The following is a 12,491-nucleotide window of genomic DNA, read 5'->3' as shown; positions in this document are numbered from 1 at the left end:
TCCTGGAGAGTTAGAGCATTGCGCCAACAACGTAATCAAAATAAGAAGCGGCTTCAGCTGCGTCATCACCAGAGAGCAGAGAAGAGGCAACGCCCTTCATGAAGCGAATGGAGTCAGCAACAGCAGGAATGGAAGTCCCTAAGGAGTTGTACATTTCCTTAGCACCTACTAGACCAATCTCTTCGATGGGAGTTACATCACCAGCAACAATACCGTAGGTGATCAGACGTAGGTAGTAGTCCATGTCACGTAGGCAAGTCGCAGTCATTTCTTCACCGTAGGCGTTACCACCGGGAGAAACAACGTCAGGGCGCTTTTGGAAAAGCTGGTCACCAGCTTGCTTAATGATGCGCTCACGGGACTCAGTTAGCACCTGAGCGATACGTAGACGACGCTCGCCAGAGGTAACAAATCCCTTGATGCGATCTAATTCGCCAGGGCTCAGGTAGCGAGCCTCAGCATCGGCATTCACGATAGATTTCGTGACAATACTCATTTATGGATTCCTCCGAAAGAATATAACCAGACAAATTATCTGGCTTTAACCTTCAAAGGGCTAAAACCTACCAATCTTCAATAAAAAGATTAACAAGTTAGCCCCTACTTACTTTAACTCTGAATCGAGCCGGCATTTGATTCTCTAATGCCATGCTTAATTCGAAAATTGAAACACACCAATTAGGTGAGCCAGATTCTATGAATCCTATATGTCAGCTCAGCTGCCTTCCGATAGTATTTTCCGGCATTCGGTTAACCTTCTAAGGGGATGCGAAACATTTTGTAACATCATCCTCAGAATTTATCAAAAATGGCTCAAACGTTAAGCAACGAGGGCACATCTATGGGACTCGTTGCTTCTACCATTTTTGAGTACTCCACAAAAGCAAAACACCCACGCGCTTCATTAAACGCGCCTGTATATGGATGAACATGACAGTGCATGGGCAACACCTATTAACCCATGCACTGTCTATTATTTCCAAGGTGTGAGCACATTAGTTGTTCTTACACCTTGGTGGGTCTTTACCTACTGAGCCTTAGTGTCAATGGATGATAAGGCTGATACTGAGGGTTCGAAGCTCGGTACCACCACATCATCGCTCTGACGGGTGAGCTGCTGATATAGGCGCTCTGTGTTCGGGAAGTTAGCCGCTGGCAAGGTGGGGAAACGACGGTAGGGGACGGTGTCCTCACCGAAGAATTCGGCATATTCGGGGGTCTCTACCATGGTTTGGATAAAGCCACGGATACCCTTCGTTGCCAAAATCTGGTTGTACTTGCGGATTTCAGCCTGGTTGAGTGGCGCACGACCTAGGAAGTGCTTAGTGCCAAGCTCAATCACCTTGGTATTGGGATAGGGAGCATAAAACTCCTTCTGATATAAATCAGAGCATCCCAAGGCTTCGATAAATTCCTTCATGTTGATCTCACCGTTGCTCAACTGACTCTCAATGGAGGTGAACTCGGTTTTGATTACATATGGAGAGATATCCCGCTCAAAGATTTGACGATAGGCTGCCTGGGTAACCAGTTTGATATTTGCCTTGTCGAACAGGCTGGTGAGTTTGAATACCTTGGATTGAACACGCCGTAGATTAACGCCTTGGGTGACGCGATTATTAACTTCGATATCACCACGGGAAGAGCTGACGGCACCTAGTTCGACAAAGCGGGGAACCTGGGGCTGAGGTACGGGCTTAATGCCAGTGCTGCTGACGGTGCCGGCGCGGAACGATCTGAGGGACTGGCCCGCCGGAGTCACATAGCGTTCATAGGGGATGGTGTCTTCCCCAAAGGATTCGTTGTACTCAGGGCTATCAATCAGGGTATCGACCAGGGCATAGAAGCCTTGCTTGGCACAAATATCGAAATACTTGTTGGTTTCTTGACGACCGTAGGTAGGACGTCCCAACAACCGACGATGGATGTACTCAACGGCCTTCATTACATAGAGAGAAGACCAGTAGGTTTTGCGGAATGCTTCTGATTTAGCGATCGCACGAACAAAATCGCGCATGCAGATATCACCATTTTCCAGGCGATTTTCCGCAGACTTTAGCTCTTGTCCGGCATACACATCACGCCCGAACACCTGCCGATAGGCGGCCCGAATAATGCTTTGGGTAGAGCTTTCTGAAAATTTGATGCTGTCGCCATTGCCCGCTGGAATCTGGTCTAGTTTGAAGACCTTGGGGCCTAAGCTACCTGGAGCCTTAGGCCGTGCCCCTGGATTGCTGACCTGGCTATCAATACCTGCACCGCGACGAATCAAAATACGACGGGTGTCCTTATTGAAGGGCGCAGGGCTGCTGCTGGGCTTGCGAGTTTCCTTCGGGAAGATTGCGCCAAATTGAATTTCCAGTGGGTCGTTACCCGAGCCATAGGGGTGCTGATCGGGCAGCGGCTGGTCGTAGGACGCAAACGTAGTTAGAAACTCAGGATTCTTGCGGAAGGGAGCGCTGTAGTTCAGCAGGTTTTGCTGAGGGCCCCAGTTGCGACACTCCTGGGCTTCTTGCCCTAGTCCGCGGAGATAGGGGACGGTTTCTTCGCCAAAGTAGTCACCGTACTCATTCGAGTCGATTAGGGCGTCCACTAGCTTAGCCAGACCCCCTTCAGACACGATGGAGAAATATTTTTGAACTTCTTCGCGGGAGCTGGGGCCACGACCCAAGATATGGCGGAAAGCAAGTTCTAGGGCCCGACTATTAATGTAAGGCTCGAAGAAATTCTTCCGATATAGGGGGGATTTTGCCAGGCGACGGATAAATTCCTTCATGGCGATTTCGCCATTTTTAACCTGGGATTCCAAATTGGAAATCTCTAGGGAATAGGCCCGCTTGATATCGCGCTCAAATACTTGTCTGTAAGCGGCCTTCACAACAGTAGATTTCTCTGCTGTGGATAGCCCTGGCTTCATTACAAACTTGGGGCGACGCTCCGAGGCGTTGAAGTAAATCTGAGGTAGCTGCAGACCTTGGAGATCTTTAGAGGGACGCTGACGTAACTTGTCAGAAGGAGCCGGTGCTTTGAATTCGTCAATTAAAAGGTTGAAATAGAATCTGACTAATTCTTGTGCATCCGCATCACCGCGAAAATAGCCGATGCTGGCAGCCCGCATGGTTTGTAGGGCCACAATGGTGGCTGCCGATGAACAGGCATCTTCGATAATTTCCCGCAGACCGCGCACGTTAACCGCAATGATATTGGGATCCCCCGCCACCAGTGCATAGGTTAAATAGCGCAGGAACCAGCTCATGTCACGCAGAGACTTCTGCATGTTGCTGGGGCCATAGCGGCCAATATTAATGGGGCGAAAACCAGCTGGCGTTTGGCCTAAATCACCACTGCTACTAACTAGACTTCTCAGTCCAGAAAAAAGACCGGTATCCGCACTTTCAATTAGCCCTTCTTCCTCAGAGCTGTCTTGGGCAGCCACGGCCATTTGGGGGTCTGGCTCAGTCCTTTCTAGATAGGTAAGTGGGGAACCACCGGTAAAGATGCGATTAGCAGCTTGGGAAACGATCAGTTCCGAGTACTGGGTAATAGTTTTAGCGATCGCAATGCGCTTACGACCTGACTTAAAAAAGCCAGATAGCTCATCTAACTCACCCCGTTCCATGTAGCGATCTTGCTGCTCGGCTTGGGTAATCGCGGTAACCGGCAAGGTTTGATAAAGTTGTGGCCGCGCTAAAGAGCTTCCACCACTAGCTGTTACAGTCATTCCTTTTCAAAGGCTCCCTTCTAATAGTTGATTGCAATAAATTCATTGCATCAGACCCCTCTCTCAGCGCCGGGCAACTTAAACCTAAATTATTTAGGTAATGCTGAAGACCAGCAATCAGCGCGATGGGCCTATCGGCTCTTACGACAGTTCCAGATTAAAACGATTACGGAACACAAGATAGTTGTCTAAAGACTGTGTAACATCTTGTTATTAGCCCTCTGAATAATCATAAAAGACGACGTCGGGCTAATGAGAACAAAAATAAGTTTTGTTACTTGAGTTTACGAAGTCTATCTGTGTCCATGGCAGTCTTGAACTGTAGAAGCCTTGATCTACGGGAGTAAACCGCTTGTTTGTCCCACGTCAGACTTCGAGCTTGTCTGCTTAAACTTTCGAAGCTTTCCAACAAATATGTCTTACTGGTTTGTCTAATGCCCTTTGTCTAGAGTGGCAAATTCAAAGCAGTTCAAACGTAAGAATTTAAATAACGCCTGCCATGTCTTCCGAGAACGAAGCTGCCGTTAGTGCAGCGGTCGCTAAACTTTACGACACCTATCCCTTTCCCCCTGAGCCGCTGATCGATGAGCCGCCGCCGGGCTATAACTGGCGCTGGTACTGGCCCACTGCCTATAACTTTTGCACGGGTAGACTACCCCAAACAGAGCAGGTCAAAATATTAGACGCCGGCTGTGGCTCTGGGGTCGGTACTGAGTATCTGGTCCATCTCAATCCCCACGCCCAGGTGACTGGGATTGATTTAAGTGCCGGGACGCTGAAAGTGGCCCAAGAAAGATGTCAGCGTTCTGGCGCCGATCGAGTCACCTTCCATAACCTCAGTATTTATGATGTCGATCAGCTAGAAGGTCAGTTTGATCTAATTAACTGTGTGGGGGTTTTGCACCACATGCCAGATCCAATTCGGGGGATTCAAGCACTAGCCAATAAAGTTGCCCCGGGTGGTCTACTACATATATTTGTGTATGCCGCCCTGGGTCGCTGGGAAATTTCCCTCATGCAAGAAGCCATTGCCATGTTGCAAGGCGATCGCCGTGGGGATTATCGGGACGGTGTTTCGGTGGGCCGTCAGTTATTTGATGCCCTGCCCGAAAATAACCGCATCGTCAAACGAGACAAAGAGCGATGGGCGTTGGAAAATCATCAGGATGAATGTTTTGCCGACATGTATGTCCATCCCCAAGAGGTGGACTACACCATCGATACCTTGTTTGAGTTGATTGATGCATCGGGCCTAGAATTTGTTGGCTTTTCGAATCCTACCTATTGGGATTTAAAACGATTGATTGCTAAGGCCCCAGATGTCATGAAACGGGCTGAGGAATTAGATCAACGTGCCCAGTATCGGTTAACAGAACTCCTAGATCCTCAGCTTACGCATTACGAGTTTTTTCTCGCTCGACCGCCATTGACCCATACTGATTGGTCCGATGACCAGCAGCTATTAGCCGCTTCTCCCACCCTCACCCCCTGTCTATCTGGATGGCCCAGTCGTTCTTTTTTCAATCCGGACTACCAGCTTGTCCAGGTCAGTGAAAACGAATATGCATTTTTGCAGGCTTGTGAGACCAATGCGGGGCAAAAAACGATTGCCGACCTGATTGAGGCCTGTCCATTAGAGCTGAGCGCCATTCGCGCATTGCAGACCCAGCAGCTGCTCCTGCTAACGCCAGCGACGCCCTAGGCGCTCTTGGCCTGAAAAACGTCTGTAATCGCTGAACCAGAGCCTCGACCCGCCGTTAGCAAATCTTCAACGTTTCTTGTTTATTGGTGGTAGAAAGGTCTTGGTTCGAGTAAGCCCAAGGGATTCGTATTAAGTATTGTTAGCTTTAAATGATATGATCGATCTCGGCTTGCAGACGGGGCTTCGCCTATTCTTGCAAGTTTGCCTAGGCTAGTTTGAGTGATTTCTGTGAACTTGCCAGACAAACCTCTTAGAGACTCATCTATGGATGAAAATAACGACGCAACGGAAACTAATTCCGAAGCGGCTGTTCTTGGAGGGTTACCTCTAGAACCTGACTCTTCGATGCAAGAGTACTACCAGCTTCAAAATGAATTGCTTTTGTTGAGCATTTCATTGATGGTGGTAGGGTTTGTTTCGGTTTGGATGGCTTACTCCCTGACTACGGCTCTCAATTATTTAATTGGGGCATGTTCGGGTGTGGTTTACTTAAAATTGCTGGCTAGAAGCGTTGAGAAGCTCGGTAGGAGTGCCTCTAAAGTGAGCAAGAATCAACTTGCTCTTTTTATTGGAGTTATTGTAGTCGCATCTCAATTAGATCAGCTGCAAATTGTTCCAGTATTTTTAGGTTTTCTGACCTATAAAGCTGCGCTCATCGCTTACATGTTCAAGGCATTGTCAACGACTTAGCCGGTTTTTGATTGTGTCCTGGCTAGTTTAGCCACTAATCATTTGGCCTAACGTCTTTTTGGTCAACCTAACCTGAATTAAGATGCTAAGTTTGCTGCACTTTGATGTGTTGCCATTAGCGGAGTTAGAAGTTGGTCGTCATTTTTACTGGCATCTTGGGGGTCTTCAACTCCATGGCCAAGTATTTATGACCTCCTGGTTCGTAATTGGACTACTTTTGATAGCTTCGGTTCTGGCTACTCGAAATATGCAGAGGGTCCCTCAGGGCCTGCAAAATTTTATGGAGTATGTCTTTGAGTTTGTCAGAGACATTGCTAAAAATCAGCTTGGCGAAAAAGAGTATCGGCCTTGGTTGCCGTTTGTTGGCACATTGTTCTTGTTTATCTTTGTGTCCAATTGGTCAGGGGCACTTTTACCCTGGCATGTGATTGAAATTCCTGAAGGCGAGCTTGCTGCGCCTACGGGGGATATCAATACAACGGTAGCTTTAGCTTTATTAACGTCTTTGGCATACTTCTATGCAGGCTTTAAGAAGCGGGGTTTAGGATATTTCGCGAAATATATTGAGCCAACTCCGATTTTGTTGCCGATTGCAATACTTGAAGACTTTACCAAGCCACTTTCCCTGAGCTTCCGTCTCTTTGGAAATATCTTGGCAGACGAACTTGTAGTTGCAGTTTTGGTTCTGTTGGTTCCCTTGTTTGTCCCCTTGCCAGTTATGATGTTGGGGCTGTTTACCAGTGCTATTCAAGCGTTGGTGTTTGCTACTTTAGCAGCAGCTTACATCCACGAGGCTTTGGAAGGGCATGGTGACGAAGGTCACGAGGAGCATGCTTAGCCGCTATTGCTAGAGCGCTTCTAACCTGCAGGTTGTTTCTTGCCTGCGTTTACTGACTCTCAGTCTTTTTTGTTTCGTATATACCGAGAAGGAAATACATTATGGATCCGTTAGTTGCTTCTGCTTCAGTTATCGCTGCTTCTCTAGCAGTTGGCTTGGCCGCAATTGGCCCTGGTATTGGTCAGGGTAATGCTTCTGGTAAAGCTGTCGAAGGTATTGCTCGCCAGCCCGAAGCAGAAGGTAAAATCCGCGGTACTTTGTTGTTGACTCTTGCATTTATGGAGTCTCTAACTATCTACGGTCTAGTAATTTCTCTGGTACTTCTGTTTGCAAACCCCCTCGCATAAGGAAGATTGGCTCAAGGGGCGTTATCTATCTTTGTTTTGAATGGAACAGATAATTTTAGGATGACGCCCTATGGCTTAATTGTGTATTAATGCCATTGAATCGAGCCAATAAATACTTTTTTCTTTAACTTTCTTACGTGTTGGTGGGTTTTCAGGTTTAGGGAAATCGAAAAATGTTTGATTTTGATGCAACATTGCCTCTGATGGCGTTGCAATTTTTGCTGTTGACGTTTCTTCTAAACGCGGTATTTTTCAAGCCTGTTTCGAAGACGATTGACGAGCGCGATGGCTACATCCGAACCACCAAAGCCTCATCTGCTGAATATTTAGAGTCCGCTGAAAAGTTGGCTAAGCAATATCAGCAGGAGTTGGCTAGCAGTCGGAAACAGGCACAACAGTTAATTGCTGACGCTCAAGCCGAAGCTCAAGAAACTGTTGATAAGCAGGTCGCTGAAGCTCAAATGGAAGCCCAGCAGCGACGTGAGCAAGTTCAGAAAGAGTTGGACCAGCAAAAACAAGAGGCTATGCAATCTCTTGAAGGTCAAGTTGATGTTCTAAGTCAACAGATTCTGGATAAGCTTTTGGGTGCTCAAGCTGCTTAGGTCCTAGTTTTGTGGCCCTATGGCTCATTTGATAGTGAGTCTTTTTGAAAACTGCATTCATAAAGGATTATCTGTGCGCAGTGATGGCTATGGTTGAAAATTTTTGGCTACTAGCAACAGAAGAAGGTGGTTTCGGTTTAAATTTCAATATTTTAGAGACCAATCTTATTAACCTTTCTATTCTGATTGCTCTGATTGTCTACTTCGGAAAAGGCTTTTTAGGCAGCATTATGGCTGAGCGACGCTCAACCATTGAAACTGCTATTAAGGATGCTGAGAAGCGTCTGAAGGAAGCGTCGAAAGCGCTTGTGGAACAGCAGAAGAATCTGGCTGAGGCCCAGGCTACTGCTGTTCAAATCAAGTCTGATGGCGAGGCGGCTGCTAAAGTTGCCAAGGATAACATCATGGCTCAAGCTGCGAAAGATATCCAGCGTATGAAGGATGATGCTTCCCGAGATCTGACTTCTCAGAGGGATCGTGTCGTAATTGAATTGCGTCAGCGGGTTTCTGCCCTTGCGGTTGAGAAAGTAGAGGCGCAGCTACGGTCCCAAGTTGATGATGGGACTCAACAGAAGCTGATTGATCAGAGCATTGGTCTATTGGGAGGTAGCTTGTGAAGGATAGCGTAGTGATTGAGGGCTTGGTTGCCCCATATGCCCAGGCGTTGTTGTCCATTGCTAAGGATGGCAATTTGACCGATCGCTTTGGTCAAGACTGTTCTGTTTTGACTGAATTGTTGGCGTCCTCTGGCGAGTTGACTAAGCTGCTTGAGAATCCCATCATCGAGCCTGACATTAAGAAGAACGTCATGCGTCAGATCGCTGGTGAACAGCTGCATCCAACCATGCTGAACTTCGTTTTGTTGTTGGTTGATCGGGCGCGCATCGCGTTTCTAGATCGCGTTTGTGAACGTTATCAGGAACTTTTGCGGGAGCTTAATCAGACGGTTTTGGCCGAGGTTACATCTGCTGTTGAGCTTTCTGACTCTCAGAAGGATTCAATTCGTCAGAAAGTGGCAGAAATGACCGGTGCTAACTCTGTTGACCTCAACACAGCTCTGGATTCAGACCTGTTGGGCGGTGTCATTATCAAGGTTGGTTCCCAGGTGATAGACGCCAGTTTACGGGGTCAGCTACGGCGCATCAGCATCCAGTTGGGTAGCGCTGCTGCACGCTAGGGTGCTTTCGGTAAAGGTGATTGAGCCTTTACGCGTTCGGAAGGTGTACTTGAGCCGTGGACTGGTAGTTTTGGTCCAATCTAGGCTGAGCACTGTTTAAGTGATTTTTTGTTGATATCTGAGTTAATAGAGCAACTCCAATGGTAAGCATCAGACCTGACGAAATCAGTAGCATTATTAAGCAGCAGATTGAGCAGTACGACCAGGATGTCAAGATATCCAACGTTGGTACTGTGCTGCAGGTAGGTGACGGTATTTCGCGCATCTACGGTTTAGAGCAAGCGATGGCAGGTGAGCTGCTTGAGTTTGAAGATGGCACTATCGGTATTGCCCTCAACCTGGAAGAGGACAACGTTGGTGCGGTACTTATGGGTGACGGCCGCAAGCTGAAGGAAGGTAGTTCGGTAAAGTCCACCGGTAAAGTAGCCGAGGTTCCCGTAGGCGACGCGATGTTGGGCCGCGTTGTTGACGCGCTTGCCCGTCCCGTCGATGGTAAGGGTGATATTGCGACTACGGCTTCTCGTCTGCTGGAAGCGCCTGCTCCCGGTATCATCGCCCGGAAATCTGTATATGAGCCTATGCAGACGGGAATTACGGCGATTGACGCGATGATTCCGGTTGGTCGTGGCCAGCGTGAGTTAATCATTGGTGACCGTCAGACTGGTAAGACAGCGATCGCAATCGACACCATCCTTAATCAGGCCGACCAAGACGTAGTTTGCGTATACGTCGCCATTGGTCAGAAGGCTGCCTCTGTTGCTCAGATCGTTAGCGTACTTGAAGAGCGCGGCGCCATGGACTACACCGTGGTCGTTGCTGCCAACGCCAACGACCCTGCTCCGCTTCAGTTCCTGGCTCCCTACACAGGTGCTTCCATTGCTGAGTACTTTATGTACCAGGGCAAAGCGACATTGGTTATCTACGATGACCTGTCTAAGCAAGCCCAGGCATATCGTCAAATGTCCTTGCTTCTACGTCGTCCACCCGGTCGTGAGGCATATCCTGGTGATGTATTCTTTATCCACTCTCGCCTACTAGAGCGTGCTGCTAAGCTAAGCCCCGAATTGGGCGAAGGTAGTATGACCGCTCTGCCTATCATTGAAACCCAGGCGGGTGACGTATCGGCTTACATTCCCACCAACGTCATTTCCATTACCGACGGTCAGATCTTCTTGTCTTCTGACTTGTTCAACTCTGGTCTACGCCCAGCGATTAACGCAGGTATTTCCGTATCCCGTGTAGGTGGTGCGGCCCAGACGAAGGTAATGAAGAAAGTGGCCGGTAAGCTGAAGCTTGAACTAGCTCAGTTTGACGAGTTGCAGGCATTTGCCCAGTTCGCATCCGACTTGGATGCTGCCACACAGGCCCAGCTGGCCCGTGGTGTGCGCCTACGTGAGCTGCTCAAGCAGTCCCAGTACTCTCCCCGTTCTCTGCATGAGCAGGTGACTGTTGTGTACGGCGGCATTAACGGTTTGTTTGATGACGTTCCTGTTGAAAAGGTTGCGCCTCTGGTGGCTGAGCTTTGCAACTACATCAACACCAGCAAGCCTCAGTTGGTTAAGGAAATCAACGAAGGCAAGAAGCTAACTGATTCAGTCCAAACTCAAATGAAAGAAGCGATTGCTGAGTGCAAGCAGTCCTTCATGGCAGCATAGGAGGAGGTTGGCCATTGCCTCCAACTAACTAAACGTTAGGTTGGGGGCAGCAGGCTAAAAGAAACGCATATGCCTAATCTCAAATTTATCCGTGACCGAATTAAATCGGTTAAAAACACTCGTAAAATTACCGAAGCAATGCGTCTGGTGGCCGCCGCCAAGGTACGCCGTGCCCAAGAGCAGGTGGAAGGGACCCGTCCTTTTGCTGATCGATTGGCTCAGGTTTTTTACGGTCTTCAAACTCGTCTGAAATTTGAAGATGCGAATTTGCCTCTGCTCCAGCAACGTGAAGTCAAGAACATTGGCTTGGTTGTTGTCTCTGCAGACCGCGGTTTGTGTGGTGGTTATAATTCCAACATTATCCGCCGTGCCGAAAACCGTGCCAAGGAGCTCCAGGCTGCTGGGATTGGCTATCAGATGATTCTGATTGGCCGTAAAGCGATTCAGTATTTTCAGAACCGTGATTATCCCATTGATGCCACGTTTGATGGCCTAGAGCAGATTCCTACTGCTGAAGAAGCTTCGAAAATTGCTGATCAGGCGTTATCGTTGTTTCTTTCCGAGGAAGTGGATCGCGTAGAGTTGATTTTTACCAAGTTTGTTTCCTTGGTCAGCTCCCGTCCGGTCACTCAAACGCTGTTACCCCTGGATCCCGAAGGGTTGGATAAAGAAGACGAAATCTTCCGCTTAACCAGCCGTGGTGGTCAGTTTAAGGTTGAACGGGATGCCGTTGAGACCGAAGAAAAGCAGCTACCCCAAGACATGATTTTTGAGCAGGATCCTGCTCAAATTTTGGATGCTCTATTGCCTCTTTATCTGAATAATCAGATTTTGAGAGCACTGCAAGAATCTGCGGCTAGTGAGCTTGCTGCTCGAATGACAGCCATGAACAATGCTAGTGATAATGCTAGTGAGTTGGTTAAGACATTGACGCTTGACTATAACAAGGCGCGTCAGGCTGCGATTACCCAAGAAATTCTTGAGGTTGTAGGTGGTGCTGCTGCCTTAGGTTAGAGACTATCTAGTTGAGTTGCTCTAAATTCAATTTCTTTTTAGGCAGTGCCCAGGCACTGCCTTTTTTATTGGCTGCTGGGGCAAGTGTATTTCCCCATTTCTCAGAAAAGGCTATATCCTAAACGTTAATCAAGCGTCAATTAACTATTGCGGACAGTGTCCATGGTCAATGAAGTATCCCAGTGGTTGGCAGAAATTCAAGCACTCCGGCAGCAGCTACAGGCTCTAGGCCAAGAGCGTGACCAGGCCTATGCCAGTGCAGCTAATTGGCGGCGTTTGTATGAGTCTGAATCGGAACAGCGCCGTAATGATTCGGAAAGAAGCCAGCTGCAGATTCGGGCATTGGCGAACGAACTGGAGGTATTTAAAGATTCTCCGTTGGCCGCTGATGGTTCGCCGCCGCGCGATCTGAACGAAGTTTTAGAGCGGGTGAATCAGGTTGGATCTGTGGAAGAGCTGAGATCGCAGTTAGCAGAAGCATTAACCCTGTGCGATCAGCTCTCTAATTCCCTGAAGGCTGAGCAGGTTGCCCATGAAGAAACCCGCCAAAACTTAACCATGGCCCTAGGCGACACCATTGACCTAATTACCAAAGAACCCGCCTCTGAGGCTAACCCTGACGCAACATAAGCTTCTGATGATGACCCTTTGCTGGTGCTAGCCATAGCAACAGGAGGCAACCCAGCACCAGCTATTAAACAAGCCGTAATCTATTTTTCAACTAAATCCTATAGGGTTGCTTCAC

12 protein-coding genes are annotated in these 12,491 nt (G+C 48.2%); 10 read left to right on the top strand and 2 right to left on the bottom strand.

The annotated features are described in order from the left end of the window. Positions 1-10: 10 nt before the first annotated feature. The gene (locus IXB28_RS12595) at positions 11-496 is read right to left on the bottom strand and encodes a globin family protein (RefSeq protein ID WP_215618945.1); all 486 of its coding nucleotides are present in this window, start codon (positions 494-496) and stop codon (positions 11-13) included. A 531-nt stretch (positions 497-1,027) separates the two neighbouring features. Beyond that, positions 1,028-3,721 (bottom strand): phycobilisome rod-core linker polypeptide, encoded by a 2,694-nt coding sequence (locus IXB28_RS12590; RefSeq protein WP_215618944.1) that lies wholly within the window; start codon positions 3,719-3,721, stop codon positions 1,028-1,030. A 499-nt stretch (positions 3,722-4,220) separates the two neighbouring features. Here IXB28_RS12590 and IXB28_RS12585 point away from each other — a divergent pair, with 499 nt between their 5' ends. The 10 genes from IXB28_RS12585 (at position 4,221) to IXB28_RS12540 (ending at position 12,376) form a co-directional block, all read left to right on the top strand. Next, entirely contained in the window at positions 4,221-5,423 is a 1,203-nt protein-coding gene (locus IXB28_RS12585) for a class I SAM-dependent methyltransferase (protein WP_215618943.1), read from the top strand. Between the two features lie 264 nt (positions 5,424-5,687). Then, entirely contained in the window at positions 5,688-6,113 is a 426-nt protein-coding gene (locus IXB28_RS12580) for an ATP synthase subunit I (RefSeq protein WP_215618942.1), read from the top strand. A gap of 76 nt (positions 6,114-6,189) precedes the next feature. Next, positions 6,190-6,951 (top strand): F0F1 ATP synthase subunit A, encoded by a 762-nt coding sequence (gene atpB / locus IXB28_RS12575; protein ID WP_407659200.1) that lies wholly within the window; start codon positions 6,190-6,192, stop codon positions 6,949-6,951. Positions 6,952-7,052: 101 nt separating this feature from the next. Next, the gene (gene atpE, locus IXB28_RS12570) at positions 7,053-7,298 is read left to right on the top strand and encodes an ATP synthase F0 subunit C (protein WP_006516215.1); all 246 of its coding nucleotides are present in this window, start codon (positions 7,053-7,055) and stop codon (positions 7,296-7,298) included. Positions 7,299-7,471: 173 nt separating this feature from the next. Next, entirely contained in the window at positions 7,472-7,900 is a 429-nt protein-coding gene (locus tag IXB28_RS12565; RefSeq protein WP_215618940.1) for a F0F1 ATP synthase subunit B', read from the top strand. Between the two features lie 89 nt (positions 7,901-7,989). Next, positions 7,990-8,517: a F0F1 ATP synthase subunit B gene (locus IXB28_RS12560; RefSeq protein WP_215619084.1), complete on the top strand. Its 528-nt coding sequence runs from the start codon at positions 7,990-7,992 to the stop codon at positions 8,515-8,517. After that, complete coding sequence (atpH, locus tag IXB28_RS12555; protein ID WP_215618939.1) at positions 8,514-9,077, top strand: ATP synthase F1 subunit delta; 564 nt, start codon at positions 8,514-8,516, stop codon at positions 9,075-9,077. Before IXB28_RS12560 ends, atpH begins: the two co-directional genes overlap by 4 nt. A 140-nt stretch (positions 9,078-9,217) precedes the next feature. Continuing rightward, positions 9,218-10,732 carry a F0F1 ATP synthase subunit alpha gene (atpA, locus tag IXB28_RS12550; RefSeq protein ID WP_215618938.1) on the top strand — a complete coding sequence of 505 codons (1,515 nt, stop codon included), beginning with the start codon at positions 9,218-9,220 and terminating at the stop codon, positions 10,730-10,732. 69 nt (positions 10,733-10,801) lie between these two features. Then, positions 10,802-11,746: a F0F1 ATP synthase subunit gamma gene (locus tag IXB28_RS12545; RefSeq protein ID WP_215618937.1), complete on the top strand. Its 945-nt coding sequence runs from the start codon at positions 10,802-10,804 to the stop codon at positions 11,744-11,746. 162 nt (positions 11,747-11,908) lie between these two features. Beyond that, on the top strand, positions 11,909-12,376 hold the full coding sequence (locus IXB28_RS12540; protein ID WP_215618936.1) for a hypothetical protein: 468 nt from the start codon (positions 11,909-11,911) through the stop codon (positions 12,374-12,376). The last annotated feature ends 115 nt before the right edge of the window (positions 12,377-12,491 follow it).

Source organism: Leptothoe kymatousa TAU-MAC 1615 (assembly GCF_018739865.1).
In the GTDB taxonomy this organism is placed as follows: Bacteria; Cyanobacteriota; Cyanobacteriia; order Phormidesmidales; family Phormidesmidaceae; genus Leptothoe; species Leptothoe kymatousa.
Note: the sequence above shows the minus strand (reverse complement) of the source record. Positions and strands in the feature narration are given on the sequence as shown.